The organism is Azorhizobium sp. AG788 (assembly GCF_943371865.1).
Classification (GTDB): Bacteria; Pseudomonadota; Alphaproteobacteria; order Rhizobiales; family Xanthobacteraceae; genus Azorhizobium.
This window is the reverse complement of record NZ_CALRWL010000018.1, coordinates 42,353-59,815: the sequence shown is the minus strand read 5'-3', so window position 1 is coordinate 59,815 and position 17,463 is coordinate 42,353. Positions and strand designations below refer to the sequence as shown.

Annotated in this window: 14 protein-coding genes; 3 read left to right on the top strand and 11 right to left on the bottom strand. The window is 66.3% G+C overall.

Annotated elements, in window-relative coordinates; all coding sequences use genetic code 11:
• Positions 1 to 122 precede the first annotated feature (122 nt).
• The 3 genes from AAG816_RS12705 to trxB form a co-directional block, all read right to left on the bottom strand.
• Positions 123 to 386, bottom strand: coding sequence for a hypothetical protein (locus tag AAG816_RS12705; RefSeq protein ID WP_341990005.1), 264 nt, complete (start codon positions 384 to 386; stop codon positions 123 to 125).
• Between the two features lie 317 nt (positions 387 to 703).
• A complete protein-coding gene (locus AAG816_RS12700) occupies positions 704 to 1,594 on the bottom strand; it encodes a LysR family transcriptional regulator (RefSeq protein WP_341990042.1) in 891 nt (296 codons plus the stop codon).
• Between the two features lie 23 nt (positions 1,595 to 1,617).
• Positions 1,618 to 2,577, bottom strand: coding sequence for a thioredoxin-disulfide reductase (trxB, locus tag AAG816_RS12695; protein ID WP_341990004.1), 960 nt, complete (start codon positions 2,575 to 2,577; stop codon positions 1,618 to 1,620).
• Between the two features lie 306 nt (positions 2,578 to 2,883).
• On the opposite strand from trxB, the gene AAG816_RS12690 reads away from it, so the two are divergent.
• Positions 2,884 to 3,369: an Lrp/AsnC family transcriptional regulator gene (locus tag AAG816_RS12690; RefSeq protein ID WP_341990003.1), complete on the top strand. Its 486-nt coding sequence runs from the start codon at positions 2,884 to 2,886 to the stop codon at positions 3,367 to 3,369.
• 230 nt (positions 3,370 to 3,599) lie between these two features.
• On the opposite strand, the gene greA is transcribed toward AAG816_RS12690, so the two are convergent.
• Positions 3,600 to 4,073: a transcription elongation factor GreA gene (greA, locus tag AAG816_RS12685; RefSeq protein WP_341990001.1), complete on the bottom strand. Its 474-nt coding sequence runs from the start codon at positions 4,071 to 4,073 to the stop codon at positions 3,600 to 3,602.
• A gap of 242 nt (positions 4,074 to 4,315) precedes the next feature.
• Entirely contained in the window at positions 4,316 to 7,636 is a 3,321-nt protein-coding gene (gene carB / locus AAG816_RS12680; RefSeq protein ID WP_341989999.1) for a carbamoyl-phosphate synthase large subunit, read from the bottom strand.
• A 203-nt stretch (positions 7,637 to 7,839) separates the two neighbouring features.
• Between carB and AAG816_RS12675 the strand changes: the two genes are divergently transcribed.
• Positions 7,840 to 8,280, top strand: a complete 441-nt coding sequence (locus AAG816_RS12675) for a GtrA family protein (RefSeq protein ID WP_341989998.1) — start codon at positions 7,840 to 7,842, stop codon at positions 8,278 to 8,280.
• Between the two features lie 6 nt (positions 8,281 to 8,286).
• On the opposite strand, the gene AAG816_RS12670 is transcribed toward AAG816_RS12675, so the two are convergent.
• From AAG816_RS12670 to AAG816_RS12660, 3 genes are all read right to left on the bottom strand, one after another.
• Positions 8,287 to 8,976, bottom strand: coding sequence for a methyltransferase domain-containing protein (locus AAG816_RS12670; RefSeq protein ID WP_341989997.1), 690 nt, complete (start codon positions 8,974 to 8,976; stop codon positions 8,287 to 8,289).
• A gap of 167 nt (positions 8,977 to 9,143) precedes the next feature.
• A complete protein-coding gene (locus AAG816_RS12665) occupies positions 9,144 to 9,404 on the bottom strand; it encodes a hypothetical protein (RefSeq protein WP_341989996.1) in 261 nt (86 codons plus the stop codon).
• Positions 9,405 to 9,568: 164 nt separating this feature from the next.
• Complete coding sequence (locus AAG816_RS12660; RefSeq protein ID WP_341989995.1) at positions 9,569 to 10,279, bottom strand: hypothetical protein; 711 nt, start codon at positions 10,277 to 10,279, stop codon at positions 9,569 to 9,571.
• 131 nt (positions 10,280 to 10,410) lie between these two features.
• Between AAG816_RS12660 and AAG816_RS12655 the strand changes: the two genes are divergently transcribed.
• The gene (locus AAG816_RS12655) at positions 10,411 to 11,901 is read left to right on the top strand and encodes an MFS transporter (protein WP_341989994.1); all 1,491 of its coding nucleotides are present in this window, start codon (positions 10,411 to 10,413) and stop codon (positions 11,899 to 11,901) included.
• Positions 11,902 to 12,011: 110 nt separating this feature from the next.
• Here the strand turns inward: AAG816_RS12655 and AAG816_RS12650 are convergent, their stop codons facing one another.
• The 3 genes from AAG816_RS12650 to AAG816_RS12640 form a co-directional block, all read right to left on the bottom strand.
• Positions 12,012 to 12,725, bottom strand: coding sequence for a superoxide dismutase (locus AAG816_RS12650; RefSeq protein ID WP_341989993.1), 714 nt, complete (start codon positions 12,723 to 12,725; stop codon positions 12,012 to 12,014).
• Positions 12,726 to 12,887: 162 nt separating this feature from the next.
• Complete coding sequence (locus tag AAG816_RS12645; RefSeq protein WP_341989992.1) at positions 12,888 to 15,860, bottom strand: bifunctional [glutamine synthetase] adenylyltransferase/[glutamine synthetase]-adenylyl-L-tyrosine phosphorylase; 2,973 nt, start codon at positions 15,858 to 15,860, stop codon at positions 12,888 to 12,890.
• Positions 15,861 to 16,007: 147 nt separating this feature from the next.
• Positions 16,008 to 17,438 (bottom strand): ATP-binding protein, encoded by a 1,431-nt coding sequence (locus AAG816_RS12640; protein WP_341989991.1) that lies wholly within the window; start codon positions 17,436 to 17,438, stop codon positions 16,008 to 16,010.
• Between the last annotated feature and the right edge of the window lie 25 nt (positions 17,439 to 17,463).

Below are 17,463 nucleotides of genomic sequence, written 5' to 3'. Positions count from 1 at the left end.
TTCGGCCGCAGGCTAGAACAGGACAGAACAAGAAGACACCCTGCCCCCACGCCGCGCCGATCCGCCGCGCCGGTCCGCCCCTCCAAGCCACCGCGCCCGGCATCACCCCGCCCCGATGCCGCTCAATTGAGCGGCACGTCCCGAGGACCGTCGGGGTCATCCACGGGCGCCGGTTCGGGATAGGGCTCGCGGCGCGGCTCGCGCGACGGGTCGCCCTCCGGCAGCGGCGGCAAATCGGGTCCGGGAACGGGCACGTCCACGGGATCCTGTACCGGGTTGGGCGGCGGCACCGCAGGGTCCGGCTGACGGCTTGGATCAGGCTGGTTGGGAAATGGTCCGAGCCCGAACGCCCGGTCCAGGGCAGCTTCGGTGTGCATCGCGGGCATGGGCATCTCCTGGTGGTGGAGCGCCAGGAACGCTGCGTGCGCGCCGACGGTTCCCCGTCGAGCCTGACGCCGGAGGGAGCTGGGAAGCCATCGGAGAGAAAGGGGGGCCCAAAAGAAAAGTGCCGGACCTCGTGAGAGGCCCGGCAAGTATCGCCGCAGAGCGGCGAACCTTCCAGAGGGGAACAACTGAACGCAGTGCGTTCAGTGCGACTTCAAAGTGCACTTCGCTTAGGCAGAAAGCAATCTGGAATGACCGCATGTCAGGCATGTGCCTAACGCTTGGCTCTTTCCACCCACCGTCATGCCAACGTCACGGCTCAATAATTCCAGCGCTGGGCCTTGGAAATCAGGAAGTCGCGGAACACCTGGATGCGCGCCACCGAGCGCATTTCCTGCGCATAGGTGAAATAGGCCTCCAGTTGCGGCGTCTCGCGATCGGTGAACAATTGCACCAGCGAGGTGGAATCGTCCGAGAGATAGTCCGGCAATGTGCCGATGCCGACGCCGCGCTCCACCGCCCGCTTGAGCCCCAGGACGCTATTGACCTCGAACGCCGGCACCCGTGGGGTCGACCCGTCGCGCCCCGCATGCTCCAGCCAGTTCAGGCCCTGGAAATAGCTCGGGATCGGCCCGCCCAGCAGCAGGATGCGGTGCTTGTCCAGCTCTTCCAGCGTGCGCGGATGACCGTGGCGCTTGAGATAGTCCGCCGAGGCATAGGCATGGAAATGCACGGTGAACAGCTTGCGCTGCACCAGGTCCGGCTGCACCGGTTGGCGCATGCGAATGGCCACGTCCGCCTCGCGCATGGCCAGATCCAGTTCCTCGTCGGTGAGGATGAGCTGGATGCGAATGTCCGGATAGAGCTCCACGAATTCGCCCACCCGTGCGGTGAGCCAGTGGGTGCCGAGGCCCACCGTGGTGGTGACGCGCAATTCGCCATTGGGCTTTTCGCGGCTGTCGGTGAGCTGGGCCCGGGCCGATTCCAGCTTCAGGAACACCTCATGGGCGGTGCGATACAGCAGTTCGCCCTGCTCGGTGAGGATCAGCCCGCGGGCATGGCGGTGAAACAGCGGAACCTTCAGTTCCTGTTCCAGCGCCGACACCTGCCGGCTGACGGCGGACTGTGACAGGCCGAGCGTCTCCCCCGCATGGGTGAAGGATCCGGCCTCGGCGGCCACGTGGAAAACCTTAAGCTTATCCCAGTCCATCACACCACGCCCGTTGGAGGCCGTCACTCAGCCGCTTCCGCAAGCTCGTGCAGCGCCAGGAAGCGTTCCGCCTCCAGCGCCGCCATGCAGCCCCGGCCTGCGGCGGTGACCGCTTGCCGAAACACGTCATCCGCGACGTCACCGGCCGCAAACACCCCCGGAATGGAGGTGGCTGTGGAATCCGGCGCCGTCCAAACATAACCGCCTTGCTTGAGCCGAAGCTGACCATCCACCAGCGCCGTGGCCGGCGCATGCCCGATGGCGACGAACACGCCGTCGGTGGCCAGTTCGGCGTGGACACCGGTGACCGTATCCTGCAGCCGCACGCCGGTGACCTTGGAGACCGGCTCGGTCTGGCCGAGGATCTCGTCAATGGCGGCATTCCAGACGATGGACACCTTGGGATGGGCAAACAGGCGGTCCTGGAGGATACGCTCCGCCCGCAGCCGGTCGCGGCGGTGCACCAAAGTCACCTTGGCGGCGAAATTGGTGAGGAACAGCGCCTCTTCAACGGCGGTGTTGCCACCGCCCACCACCACCACATCCTTGCCGCGATAGAAGAAGCCGTCGCAAGTGGCGCAAGCGGAGACGCCGAAGCCGCGGTAATCCTCTTCGGAAGTCAGCCCCAGCCAGCGCGCCTGCGCGCCGGTGGCGAGGATGATGCTGTCAGCGGTATACTCCTCGCCGCCTTCGCTGGTGAGCGCGAACGGTCGCCGCGAGAGATCCAGGCTGGCCACATGGTCGGAGATGATGCGGGTGCCCACATGGGCCGCCTGCGCCCGCATCTGCTCCATCAGCCAGGGGCCTTGGATGACGTCGGCGAAGCCGGGATAATTCTCCACATCGGTGGTGATGGTCAGTTGTCCGCCCGGCTGGATGCCCTCGAACAGCACCGGCTCCAACATGGCGCGCGCCGCATAGATGGCGGCGGTATAGCCAGCCGGACCCGACCCGATGATGATGACCTTGCTGTGGGAAGCCATGGATGTCCTCGAACCCATTTCCGGACCCTCTCGGTCCGGGCACGCATAAGACAGCGGCACATGGGGCCGCTGCGGCGTCATGCGCGCGATGCTGACGGAGCTATGCGCGAATGTAGGGATGGGTTGCGTTTGCCACAAGGCTGAACAACGGCTTGCCGACATTGGCGGCGCGATGTCCCCATGATCCCGCGCCGCTCGGGCGTTGATCACAAATGGATGCCACAGCGACATTTGCGCAATATTATTTCGTTGCACTGCGAAGCGGCTTCACTAAGGTGCCATCGAAATCGCCTGGAGGATTCCCCCTTGACCGTTCGACTCGACGCCGTGGACTGGAAGATCCTGGCCGAGCTGCAACGGGACGGCCGCATGACCAATGTGGAGCTGTCACGCCGCGTCGGCATCTCGGCGCCGCCCTGCCTGCGCCGGGTGCGCGGGCTGGAAGAAGACGGCATCATCCTGGGCTATCGGGCGTTGCTGGACGAAAAGCAGCTGGGCTACGATCTCATGGCCTTCGCCATGGTGCATCTCATCAGCCAGGCCGGCACCGATCTGGCGGCGTTCGAAGCGCGAATCGACCATTGGCCCTTGGTGCGCAGCGCCTGGATGCTGTCGGGAGAAGTGGATTTCCTGATGCTCTGCGTGGCGCCGGACCTGCCCACGTTCCAGAAGTTCGTGCTGGAGATCACGTCCGCGCCCAACGTGCGCAACGTGAAGACCGCGCTGACCCTGAAGCAGGCCAAGAACGCCCCGATCGTGCCGCTGGAAGAAGGCTCCCCGGCGCCGGAGTGATGCACGGGCGGATCATGCCACCGCGCTCAAGCGCCGAGGCCACGCCATCGTCCTCACTGATTTGATCTGTCTCAGAGCTCGGGCATCGCGCCTGCCAGTTTGGCGGCCCTGAACGCAGGCCCGCGCGTGGCCCGGCACACGCACCGCATCTTGCCGGCCAGAGTCTTTTCGCGCGCCCCACGGCGTCTCACCGCGGGCGGATGGAGGGCGACCCGCGCCCTCCCTCTCCCTCAGGCCCAGCGGACCGCGACGATCTCGAACGAACGAGCGCCCTTGGGTGTGACCACTTCCACCGTGGCTCCCTGCTTCTTGCCGATCAGCGCCCGCGCCACAGGCGAGGTGATCGAGATCCGTCCGGCCTTCGCATCGGCTTCGCTCTCGCCGACGATCTGCCAGATCTTCTCTTCTTCCGTATCCTCGTCCACCAAGGTGACCGTGGCGCCGAATTTCACCGTGTCGCCCGAAAGCTTGGAGACATCGATGATCTCCGCACGGGAAATCTTGTCCTCCAGGTCGGCAATCCGCCCTTCGTTGAGCGACTGCAACTCCTTGGCCGCATGGTATTCGGCATTCTCGGAGAGGTCGCCATGGGCGCGCGCTTCGGAAATAGCGATGATGATCCGAGGGCGCTCCACCTGCTGGCGGAAACGCAACTCAGATTCGAGGGCCGTGAAACCCGGCCCCGTCATGGGGATCTTCTCCATGGGTTCTTCTTAGAACCTCCTAAATGCCGCGATGCGCAGGAAACCGCCGGTGGGCCGCATGTCCCCGGCGCTCATGACGTCAATGTCAAACGCGGACGACCCCATGCGGATCCCGGCGTGCCCTCCTGGCAACGCAGAAATATCCGCACCGACCAAATGCCGATGCGGTTGGCACGAACGTCGCCGCTGTGATCCGGCCAGCCGGCGGAGAATCGCTCCCCCGCCCTGGCCGGCATGCCAGCTCAGAAATAGCTCTGCAGCGGGCGCACCTGGAGATCACCGCCCACATAGGCTTTGACCCCCTGCGCCGCAGCAATGGCTCCGGACAGCGTGGTGTAATATGGCACTTTGTGCAAGAGGGCCGCCCGACGCAGCGAGCGGCTGTCCGACAGCGCCTGCGCGCCCTCGGTGGTATTGAACACCAGCTGCACGCCGCCATTCTTGATCAGGTCGACCACATGGGGCCGGCCTTCCAGCACCTTGTTGATCTTGCCCGCCGAGACGCCATTCTCTTCGAGGAAGCGCTGGGTGCCCGAGGTGGCGATGACCTTGAAGCCCAGTTCCGCCAGCATCTTCACCGTTGGCAGGATGCGCGGCTTGTCGCTCTCCTTAACCGACACGAACACCGTGCCCGATTGCGGCACCTTGGTGCCGCCGCCCAGCTGGCTCTTGGCGAAGGCCACGCCATAGTCGGTATCGAGGCCCATCACTTCGCCGGTGGAGCGCATCTCCGGGCCGAGCACCGTGTCCACGCCCGGGAAGCGGGCGAAGGGGAACACCGCCTCCTTGATAGCGATGTGGTTCAGCTTTTCCTTGGTCAAGGCGAAGCTGGCGAGCTTCTCCCCCGCCATGATGCGCGCGGCGATCTTGGCGATCGGCTTGCCGATCACCTTGGCCACGAACGGCACCGTGCGTGAGGCGCGCGGATTGACCTCCAGGACGTAGATCTTGCCGTCCTTGAGGGCATATTGCACGTTCATCAGCCCGCCGACGCCGAGGGCGAGCGCCATGGCCGCGGTCTGCTTCTCCAGCGCGGCGATGGTCTCTTCGTCCAGCGAATGGGCCGGCAGAGAGCAGGCGCTGTCGCCGGAATGGATGCCGGCTTCCTCGATGTGCTCCATGATGCCGGCGATGAACACGTCGGTGCCATCGCACAGCGCGTCCACATCCACCTCGATGGCGTCCGACACATAGCGGTCGAACAGCAGCGGGTTCTTGCCGAGAACGGTGTTGATCTGGCCGGTCTTGTCGTTGGGATAGCGCGCTTTCACATCCTGCGGCACCAGGCCCGGCAGGGTGTCCAGCAGATAGTCGCCCAACTGGCCGTCGTCGCGGATGATCTGCATCGCGCGGCCGCCCAGCACGTAGGACGGGCGAACCACCAGCGGGTAACCCAGTTCGCTGGCAATGGTGCGGCCCTGCTCCACCGAATAGGCGATGCCGTTGGCCGGCTGGCGCAGCTTGAGCTTGTCCAGCAGATGCTTGAAGCGGTCGCGATCCTCGGCGAGGTCGATGGCGTCCGGCGAGGTGCCGAGAATCGGCACGTCCGCCTCTTCCAGCGCCCGCGCCAGTTTGAGCGGGGTCTGGCCGCCGAACTGCACGATCACACCCTTCAAGGTGCCATTGGTGCGCTCGCGATCAATCAGCTCCAGCACGTCCTCGGAGGTCAGGGGCTCGAAATAGAGCCGATCCGACGTGTCGTAGTCGGTCGACACCGTCTCCGGATTGCAGTTGACCATGATGGCCTCGTAGCCCGCTTCTTTCAAAGCGAAGGCCGCATGGCAGCAGCAATAGTCGAACTCGATGCCCTGGCCGATCCGGTTGGGACCGCCGCCCAGGATCACCACCTTCTGGCGGTCGCTCGGGCGGGATTCGTCCGCCATGACGCCACCGAAGGGCGACTCATAGGTGGAGTACATATAGGCCGTGGGCGAGGCGAACTCCGCCGCGCAGGTGTCGATGCGCTTGTAGACCGGACGCACATCCAGGGCGTGGCGCAGCTCGCGCACCTCCGCCTCGGGCATGCCCGCCAGCGATCCCAGCCGGGCATCGGAAAAGCCCTGGCTCTTCAAGCTGCGCAAGGCGCCCGGCGTGGTCGGCAGGCCGAACGTGCGCACCTTGGCTTCAGTGTCCACGATGCCGCGGATCTGCTCCAGGAACCACGGATCGATCTTGCAGGCGGCGTGGATCTGCGCATCGGTCAGGCCGAAGCGCATGGCCTGCGCCACTTTCAGCAGGCGATCAGGAGTCGGCACGCCGATGGCGGCGCGGATGGCGCTCTTGTCATCGCCCTGGCCCAGGCCCTCGATCTCGATCTCGTCGAGGCCGGTCAGGCCGGTCTCCAGTGAGCGCAGCGCCTTCTGCAGACTTTCCTGGAAGGTGCGGCCGATGGCCATGGCCTCGCCCACCGACTTCATGGAGGTGGTCAGCGTATGGTCGGCGCCGGGGAATTTCTCGAAAGCAAAGCGCGGGATCTTGGTGACCACATAGTCGATGGTCGGCTCGAACGCCGCGGGGGTCGCCCCGCCGGTGATGTCGTTGGCGATTTCGTCCAGCGTGTAGCCAATGGCTAGGCGCGCGGCGACCTTGGCGATAGGGAAGCCGGTGGCCTTGGAGGCCAGCGCCGAGGACCGCGACACCCGCGGGTTCATCTCGATCACGATCATGCGGCCCGTTTCCGGGTCGATGGCGAACTGGACGTTGGAACCGCCGGTCTCCACGCCGATCTCGCGCAGCACCGCCAGGGAGGCGTCGCGCATGATCTGGTATTCTTTGTCCGTCAGGGTCAGGGCCGGGGCCACGGTGATGGAATCACCGGTGTGCACGCCCATGGGATCGAGATTCTCGATGGAGCAGATGATGATGCAGTTGTCCGCCTTGTCGCGGACCACCTCCATCTCATACTCCTTCCAGCCCAGAACGCTCTCTTCCACCAGCACTTCATTGGTGGGCGAGGCGTCGATGCCGCGCTCGATGATCTCGATGAACTCGGCCTTGTTGTAGGCGATGCCGCCGCCAGTGCCGCCCATGGTGAAGGACGGCCGGATGATCGCCGGCAGGCCGACCACTTCGAGGGCTTCCAGCGCCTGGATCAAGGTCTTGATCTGCACCGAACGGGGCGTGTCCAGGCCGATCTTGGTCATGGCATCGCGGAACAGCTCGCGATCCTCGGCCTTGTCGATGGCCTCGGCGGTGGCGCCGATCATCTCCACGTCGAACTGTTCGAGCGTGCCCATCTTCTTGAGCGACAGGGCGCAGTTCAGCGCGGTCTGTCCGCCCATGGTGGGCAGGAGCGCGAAGCCCTTGGAGCGATCGCCTCGCTCCTTCTCGATGATCTTGGCGACGATCTCCGGCGTGATCGGCTCGATGTAGGTCGCGTCCGCCATGTCCGGATCGGTCATGATGGTGGCGGGGTTGGAGTTCACCAGGACGACCCGGTATCCCTCCTCCTTCAGCGCCTTGCACGCTTGCGTGCCGGAATAATCGAACTCGCACGCCTGGCCAATCACGATGGGGCCGGCGCCGATGATGAGGATGGTTTCGAGGTCCGTGCGTTTCGGCATTTATCTCTGGCGCTCGACGGGCGCAAAAAAAGGGCCGCGGGTCACGCGCCCCTGAATGACGAGGGTCCGTCTCACGGACGGCGGCTGCATCACGAGAATGGTGAAATTCTCCCCATCCCGCATGCGGATTGGGCTTCCTTAGACCATAATTGCCCGCGACGGAAGACGCCTCGACAGTTCATGGTCGCGTTGGAGCTTACCCTTTGCTTGCCACCCTCACCCGCCTCGTCCAGCGCCACCGTGCATTCCTGTTGCAATTCGCCACCTTCGTTGGGGTGGGGTTGAGCGCGGCGGTCTGCCATTTCATTACCCTTGCCATCCTCGTGGAACTCCAGATGGCCGGGCCGGTGCTGGCTTCCCTGGCCGGTTTCATCGTCGGCAGCGTCATTTCCTACAGTCTCAATCGCCGATTCACGTTCGAATCAACCCGGACCCATGCGGGCGCCCTGCCCCGCTTCGCCGCGGTGGCGGGCATCGCCTTCGTCATGACCGGCCTGCTGATGGAATTTTTCGTCCACTGGCTGGGGATCTACTACATGTTTGCCCAGATCCTCACGAGCGGCATCGTGCTGGTGTGGACCTTCACCGCCTACCGGCTCTGGGCCTTCGCCCACAAGGCGGGCGCGCGCCGTCCCGTCGCCTGAGTCGCGCTATCTGGGCACGGCGCGGAAGGCCATGCGGCGCTGGTTGTGGCCGATATTGGTGGGCAGGCGCTCCACGGAAAATCCGGCTGCGGCAATCAGCGCCATGATCTCCGGCTCGGCATAGGTGGAGAGGCCCAGGTCTGCCCGCAGCTTGCGGTAGGGGGAGACAGCGGTCCGGGCCAGCCCGACGAAGGCGGCGATGAGGAAGCCTTCCCGAGCAGCAAATGTCAGCAAGGCCGTGGCATCCTGTATGGCGCTCACATCGGGCGGGATCACATCGGCGATCACCAGCGCCCCGTCCGGCGCCAACAGACGCCGCCAGACGGACAGCAGCCCGACGAGGTCCGCCCGGGACAGATATTGCAGCAGGGAATTGACGATCACCACATCCATGCTGCCCGACGGCAGCGCCGCCGTCTCCTCGGGGGAAAGCACGGAGATCTTGGCCTCACCGGCAAAGCGCTGCTTGAGCTTGGCCCGGATGGTGGGGGCAGCGTCCGCCAACGCCAGAGCCCCGCAGGAACGGGACAAGTCCTGCGCCCCCAGCGCTTCGCCGCAGCCATAGTCGAGCACGCGGGCATCCGGCCGCGGCACCAGGGCGGTGATATCCGCCGTGATGCGGGCGTAGTGCACCTGCTTGTGGCGGTCACTGACATAGATGGAATGGGCACCATCCCAGAACGATACCCAATCCATACCTGTCTCCGGTTCACATTTCGCCGCAAGGGACCGGCATGCCGGCATCGAAATACCTTCGGCCGCGCGAACGGCCCAGGGTGCACATCACCACGCCATGGCCCAGAGGCGGCATCATGGCGTCCGGCACCGCGGATGCAACCGCGGCACCGCGAGCACGCCCCTTCTCACTGCGCGGCGAAGGCGATTCCCGCTTCGGTCTGGGCGATGGCGCCATTGACCAGTTCGATGGCGCGATCGCGATGGCCGCCCTTGTTGGGCTCCGCCTGGATCAGATTGGCGCGCGCGGCTCGCAGGGAGGCGAGAGCGGCTTCCATGAACGGCTGATTGGCCATCGCCCGGCTCTCCAGCAGCGCCTGCCCGCCCCACGCGCAGGCCAGGCCGAGAAGAAAGGCGGCGACGACACGAGAATTGGGAGTCCGGCCCATGGTCCTGCTCCAGCTGGGATGCCACCGGGAGAGTCTATGCGGGGACGGCAGCCGCCGGGAAGTCGTCCCCGGCCGGGGGGATGCAAAATTCAGTGGGCAGAGTTCGGTACCTTATTCCGGTCGCCGGGGCCGCTTGGCCCCAGGCGACCGGGATTTGCCGACACTCAGTTATACAAAACCCAGAACTTGCCCACCGTGGGCTTCAACGCGCGCACGTTGCGGTCGCTGGACAAAAAGACCTTCGGCCCCACGACCTTGGCCTGCGCCGAGGCCGGAGCCAGAGCGGATATGGCCAATTGCACATTGAGGTTGCAGCCTCCGGCCAGACCGCTCAGGGCGCCGCCCTGCCAATCGGTGATCACGCCACCGCCGGTGCCGCCGAAGCCCACCAGCCGGAACGGCTTGCCATTGGCCTTTTCCAGGTCGGCGAGGCTGGCGCCGATGCCGATGCCGGAGACGCTCCACGCGGTCTCTTCGCTGAAGTTGGCGCGGGTCGGTCCGGTGTAGCCGAACCCGTCGGCCCAGGCGACGGCCACCCGCAGCTTGGGGTCATTGGGCAGCAGCACGCTCCCGGGGCCAACGCTTCCATCCGGCTGGAGGACGTCCGTGGAGGTCACGACGTTGCTCTGGCCGAAGATGCCCTTCATGGTCACGTCGCTGGTGTTGGGCGCGAACGGACCGTTGCACTGGAACGAGCGTGGCGTCCCGGTGGGCACCGGCACGTTGACGATCGATTCGTAATAGCCGAAGGCGTCGCTTTCCTTCACGACGCCGGTTCCCCAACTGGGCCCGGGCGCCTGGCACCCCGCCGCGAGAAGACCGAATGCCACCGTTCCCGCAACGGCGCGCCCCGTGGTCCACACTGCCTTCGTCATGCCAGCCTCCAACCTGCTTAGGCTTGGTCATAGCCGAGGCGCGGCGAACCGACCAGGGGTGCACCCGAACCGTCACATTACCTTCACGGACCGAAGGCAAGTGTCCGACGCTGGTGGGGGAGTAGGGCGTGATGCGAGTTCAGAGCGAAACCACCGCGGTCGGGGCGCTTCAGCCGGACGTGCGCTCGGTCCAGGATTATCTGGACGAGACGCCGGTCTGGCGCGACGGCACCGACCTCCCCTCAGCGCCCATGACCGCCATGCAATGGCGCATCTGGGGGCTGGCCGCCGCCGGGAAGTTCTTCGAGGGGCTGGTGGTGTTCATGACCGGCGTGGCCCTGCCGCTCATGGGCGCGGAATTCGGCATGACGCCGCTGCAGCACGGGCTGGTGAGTGCGGCGACCTTGTTCGGCATTCTGATCGGCGCACTGACCCTGGGCGGGCTGGCGGATCAGTTCGGCCGCAAGCCCATGTTCGTGTTCGAAATGGCGCTGTTCATGCTGTTCCTGGCGCTGCTGGCGGCGGCGCCGACCTTCGGTTGGATGCTGGTGTTCCTGTTCGGCGTCGGGCTGGCGCTGGGCTGCGACTATCCCACCGCGCATCTGGTCATTTCCGAGAGCATTCCCAGTTCGGCGCGGGGGCGGCTGGTGCTGGGAGCGTTCGCCTTCCAGTCGCTGGGCGCCCTCACCGGCACGGCGGTGGGCTATCTGGTGATGACCTTCGACCCGACGCTCAGTGCGTGGCGGGTGATGTACGCCACCGCGATCATTCCCGCCGCTTTGGTGCTGGCCGGGCGCTTCTTCATCACCGAGAGCAGCCACTGGCTGTTGTCCAAGGGCAAGGTGGCCGAAGCCGAGCACGCCATCCGCAAGCTGCTGCGACGCCACCCGCACTATCCCAAGCATGTGCATCTGAAGTCGCGCCATGTGGAGGGCGCGCCCCGGCCGGAGGCGCATCTGCTGGTGCTGTTCCGCCCCAAGAACCTGCGCGCCACTTTGCTGGCCTCCATCCCCTGGTTCCTCCAGGATCTGGGCACCTATGGCATCGGCATCTTCACCCCGACCATCCTGGCCGCCACCATCGGCGAGCGGGTCGCGGCCAGCCCGCACAATATCACCGCCTTGATCGCCAACGACATGCTTGCCGCCAAGGGGGCGGCCTTCATCGATCTTCTGCTGATCGTCGGCATGATCGCCGCGGTGTTCCTGGCGGACAAGCTCGGCCGCATTCCGCTCCAGGTATTCGGCTTCATCGGCTGTGCCGCGGGGCTCCTGCTGGCGTCCTTTTATGCGGACTTCACCGGCGCGGCGCAGACCCTTTTGATCTACGCCGGCTTCATGCTGTTCAACTTCATGTGCAACCTCGGACCCAATGCCCAGACCTATCTGCTGGCGGGCGAAGTGTTTCCCACCCACATTCGCGGCCTCGGGGCAGGCTTTGCCGCCGCCTTCGGCAAAGTGGGCGCCGTCACCACCGCTTTCCTGTTCCCGATCCTGCTCAGCACACTTGGCACGCAGAACCTGCTTTATATGCTGGTCATGACCTCGCTGCTGGGTGCATTCGTCACCTGGCGTTTGCGCATCGAGACCACCGGCCGCCGGCTGGACGATATCGGCCTCTGACCCTCGGGAACGAGGCCGGTTCAGCCGCCCTTCCCCTTGGGCGGCTGTTCGGGGAGGAGCCGTTTGCGGGGCGGCTCCTCCCCCCATCCATAGCGTTCGTCTCAGGCCGCTCAGCCCCAGCGTTCGCTCACCACCTGCCAGTTGACGCGGTCCTTGAGCACCGCCTCCACATGGGCGGTACGGCGGTTTTCATAGTCCAGATAGTAAGCGTGCTCCCACACATCGATGCCCAGCAGCACCGTCTTGCCGTCGGGCAAGGGGTTCGCCGCATCCTTCAGCCCGACGATGGCGAGGCTGCTGCCATCGCGAACCAACCAGACCCAGCCCGTGCCGAACACCTTGTCGCCCTGCTCCACCATCTTGCGCTGAAGCATAGCGAGGGACTGGAAGTCCTTCTCCACCGCCTGGGCAAACGCGCCGGTGGGGGCGGCCGGGCCGGCCTTGAACGAGGCCCAGTACAGATCGTGGTTCCAGGCTTGGGCGGCGTTGTTGAAGATGTCCGCGTCATTGGCCTTGCGGGCGGCCACGATCACCTCCGGAAGCTTCATGTCCGCATAGGGCGTGCCCCCCGCCAGCAGGTTCAGCTTGTCGTAATAGCCCTTGTGGTGCTTGCCATAATGCAGGCCCACGGTGCGCGCGGAAATGGTGGGCACCAGCGCATCCTCCGCATAAGGCAGCGGCGGAAATGCGAACGGCACGGCCGCGCGGGCCACATGCGGCTTGAGCACCGCCCCGGCCACGGCGGCAGCGCCCAGCGCCAGCGCGGTGCGTCGGCTGAAGGCGGTGCGCGCCGATGCGGGCATTGATTGAGTGAGGATATCCATGGGTGTTTCCTCCGCCGGCCTTTGATGCGGAACGGACCCGCTCTGAAGCCGGATGGGTCAGACGATGGATGTTAAACGCCGCTGCCCCGCAATGGCTCCGCATGGGCGGGCCAGGGGGGTAAACTCTGCTTGAAGCCGGCGAGCGCAGCGCCGCGCGCCCGATCAGTCCGCGGCGGCTTCCAGCACCCGCTCGAAGATCGCCCGCACCCGCACCTGGGTCTCCGTCAGATGCGCATCCAGGGTGGCGAAGTCCGGCAGTTCGCCGGCGCGCGCCAGCAGGGCCTTGAGCGCCGGGCTGGCCTCCGCCGGCACGAATGGGCGGTCGATGGCCAGACGCAGCACCTGGGTGAGATCCTGATAGAGGCGGCAGGCGTCGGACAGGGCCTGGGTATCCTCGGGCGGCAGCAGTTCCAGCCAGCCGGCCACCGCCAAGATGCGCGCGGTGGCGGTGTCCACGATCTCCGGATGGCGTACCGCGTGCACCAGAACCAGATATTGCGCCAGAAACTCCACGTCCACCTGCCCGCCGGCGGCGTGCTTCAGGTTCCAGCGATCGCCCTCGCCCTTTTCCGCGGCGATGGCGCGGCGCATGTCGAGAATGTCGCCGGCAATACGACGCGGGTCGCGGGGGCGCGCCAGGACCTGGAGGATCACCGCCTCCACCCGCGCGGCAAAGGCGGGGCTGGCGGAGATGATCCGGGCGCGGGTCAGGGCCATATGCTCCCAGGTCCAGGCCTCGGTGCGCTGGTAGGCCTCGAATGACCCCAGCCGCGTGGCCACCGGGCCGGCGCGGCCGGACGGACGCAGGCGCAGGTCCACGTCATAGAGCTTGCCGGCATTGGTCAGGCTGGTGAGCGCACTCACCAGCCGCTGGGTGAACCGGGCAAAGTAATGCGCCCCCTGGAGCGGGCGCGGTCCATTGGAGTTGGGCTCGGCTTCCGGGTCGAAATCATAAAGCAGGATCAGGTCGAGGTCGGAACCTGCGGTCATCTCCCGGCTGCCCAGCTTGCCCATGGACAGCACCGCGGTCTCAGCCCCGGCGATGGTGCCGTGGGCCTCCTGGAACCGCGCCCAGACGCGGGCGTGCAGCGCCCGGATGATGACTTCCGCCAGCCGGGCATAGGCCTCGCCCGCCCGCGCCGCCGGCAACGTGCCGGAGGCGATCCGCACGCCGATCAGCACGTGCTGCTCCTGGCGAAACCGCCGTGCGCGATCCAGTTGCTCCTCATCGCTGCCAGCGGCATCCAGAAGCTCGTTGAGACGCGTCTCCAGCGCCGGCTGGTCGGGCAGCACGTCGAAAAAGGCGGGGTCCAGCAGCGCATCCGCCAGGGAGGGACGCCGGGCCAGGGTTTCCCCGAGGCGCGGGGCCGCGCTGACGATGGTGGCCAGCAGGCGCACCAGATCCGGATTGTGCTCCAGCGCCGCCAGCAGATGCGGCCCCGGCAGCTCGCACAGGAAGCTGTCCATGGCCTGGAGGGCGCCGTCGGGATCGCCGCCGTGGGAGAGCTGCTCCAGCAGCAGCGGCACGATCTTGGCGAGGTGCGCCCGCGCCGCATCATTGCGCAGCACGCGCGGCTTGCTGGCCATCCAGGACCGCACCGTGCGGCTGGCGGCCACCGGCTCGCGGAAGCCCAGGCGCGCCAGGGTGGCCAAAGTGGCGCGGTCGTCCGTCTCGATGGGAAAGGTCAGTTCGCCATGCAGGAAGGCCGGCGGCGCATTGTCCTCGAACAGTTGCGCATAGTGCCGCTGCACCCGCTGGAGGCGCTCCACCAGCGCGGCGGCAAAGGTGTCGCGGTCAGCATAGCCCATGAAATGGGCAAAGGCCTCCAGCGCCGGGCGCTGCTCGGGCAGGGAATGGGTCTGCGCATCGGCGACCATTTGCAGGCGGTGCTCGACCCGGCGCAGGAACACATAGGCCTCGGCCAGATCGTCCCGCACCTCCGGAGCGATCCAGCGGTCCGCCACCAGGGTATCCAGCGCCTCAAGGGTGCGCGGCGAGCGCAGGCCGGGATCCCGCCCGCCGGCAATGAGTTGCTGGGTCTGGACGAAGAACTCCACCTCGCGGATGCCGCCGCGCCCGAGCTTCACATTGTGCCCCTCCACCGCCACCACATCGTGGCCGCGGAAGGCATGGATCTCGCGCTTCATGGCATGCACGTCGGCGATGGCCTGATAGTCCAGCACCCGCCGCCAGACGAACGGCACCAGATCGGCCAGGAACGCCCGTCCCACAACAAGATCCCCGGCCATCGGCCGCGCCTTGATATAGGCCGCCCGCTCCCAGGTCGCCCCTTCCCGTTCGTAATAGGCCAGCGCCGCGGCGGTGGAGAGCGCCACCTGCGTGGAGCCGGGATCGGGGCGCAGGCGCAGATCCACCCGCAGCACATAGCCGTCCTCGGTGCGCTCCTGCAGCAGGCGCACCAATGCCTTGGTCAAGCGCACATAGACCGGTGCCGCCTCCATGCCGGTGGCCAGCGGCGCCACATCGCGATCATAGACCACCACAAGGTCCACATCGCTGGAGTAGTTCAGTTCGCCGGCGCCGTGCTTGCCCATGGCGATGACCGCGAGCCCACAGCCGATGCCTGGCGCATCGAGATCGGCGATTTCCAGCCGCCCGGCCGCTGCGGCCTCGCGCAGCAGGAAATCCAGCCCGCACGAAATGGCGGTGTCGGCGATGGCGGTCAGAGCCGTGGTCACGGCCATCAGGGGCAGCACGCCACCGATGTCCGCCAAGGCGATCACCAGCGCCGCCTCGTTGCGCATGCGGCGCAGGGCGCGCATGGCGCCCGCCTCATCCGGCGCGGTTCGCACGGCGGCACGGGCGTCGGCCACCAGCGCGGCGATACGCTCGCGGGGATCGGCAGCCAGCGCCCGCAGCAGCCGCTCCGGCTCGCGGCGGATCACGTCCAGAAGAAAGGGCGCGTTTTCCGCAATGGCGAGCACGACCCCATGGGCCACCGGATGCGCGGCGAACGCCGCCTCCAGCACCTGCCGGCGATCCGTCTCCAACCGCTCCAGCGCGTGGGCCAGCTTGATCTTGGCCATATCCACGTCGGCAATGACCGGCATCTCCCGCATCGCGGATGCGAGATCGGGCCAGAGTGACGAATCCGGTGCGACCGTAGCTGTCATTGCCTGCCTTAAAGGCACGACGCACGGGCGCTGCGCAAGCCCATTGGCGGCAACGAACCGCGAAAGCCGGGGTTGAATTTGCTTTTCTTATGACGCCGGCAATGGGTCTAAGCCACTTCAACTATGAGGGAAGTTGTTCGCCGGCGCTCAGGGCGCCTTGGCCGGCAGGCGCAAGGTCGCACGCAGGCCCGGTCCCGCATCGGAAAAGCTCAGCTGCCCTCCGTGCAACCGCGCCACCGCCGACACCAGCGCCAGCCCGAGGCCTGAGCCGGGCCGCGAGCGGCTGGCCTCCAGCCGCACGAACCGTTCCACCACCCGGTCGCGGTCGCCATCGGCGATGCCCGGTCCGCTGTCGGTGACCTCAAGTACGGCGAACGCGCCGTCGCGCACCAAGGTCACGCGGATCAGCCCGCGGGCGCCATCCGCCGGGCGGCCATATTTGATGGCGTTGTCGATCAAATTGGAGAGCGCCTGCGCCAGCAATTCGCGCATGCCGTGAATGCTCATGGGGACGATCTCTGTGACCAGATCGAGCCCCTGCTCGTCGGCCAGCGGCTCATAGAGCTCGGCCACATTCTCCGTGATGTCGGCCAGATCCACATCCACCATGCTGTCGCGCGCCTGGCCCGCCTCTGCCCGGGCGATCATCAGCAGCGCATCGAAGGTGCGGATGAGGCCGTCGCTCTCCTCGATGGTGGTCTCCAGCGCCCGGCGCCATTCCTCCTCGGAGGTGGCCCCGCGCAGTGCTTCCTCGGCCCGGTTGCGCAGGCGGGTGAGCGGGGTCTTCAGATCGTGGGCGATGTTGTCCGAGACTTCCTTCAACCCGGCCATCAGCGCCTCGATGCGCTCCAGCATGGTGTTGAGGCTGCCGGCCAGCCGGTCGAACTCATCCCCCGAGCCATCCACCGTCAGGCGCCCGGTGAGGTCGCCCGCCATGATGGTTTCCGAGGTGGCGGTCATGGAATCGATGCGCTTCAGCACCCGCCGGGTGACGAAGATGCCGCCGGCCAATCCCATGATGAGGATGAGCACCAGCGCCACCTGCGCCGGGCGCACCACCAATTGGCGCAAGGTATCGCGATCCTCGATGTCCCGGCCCACCAGCAGGCGATAGCCGCCGGGCAGCATGAACACCTCGACGAAAGCGAGGTTCTCCTTGGCCCCCGGCTCGTCGGAGCGGCGATAGGCGGTCACGCGGGTGCCCGGCTGGTCGAGAAGGCCGATGGGCAGTTCGGAGACGTTGGACGCCAGCACTTCGCCGGCATAATTGGTCAGAAGATAGATGGAGGAGCCGGGGCGGCGCGTGCGCCGGTCGATCACCAGCACCAGGCGCTGCACGCCGCCGACGCGGTACTGATCGGCCAGGAAGCGCACCTCCGCTTCCACCTTCTCCGAGACCTGGCTCTCGATCAACTGGCTGGTATGCCAGGCCACATAGGCGATCATCGAGACCGCAAAGACCGCGAACACCAGCAGATAGACCGCCAGCAGCTTGAAGCCGGTGGTGCGGACGAGGCGGGAGAGATTGCGCCTGATCTTGGGGTTGCGCTTGAATTTCAGTCGCTGCGCGAACGTCATGGCCGGCAGGCCCGCATCAGCGCGG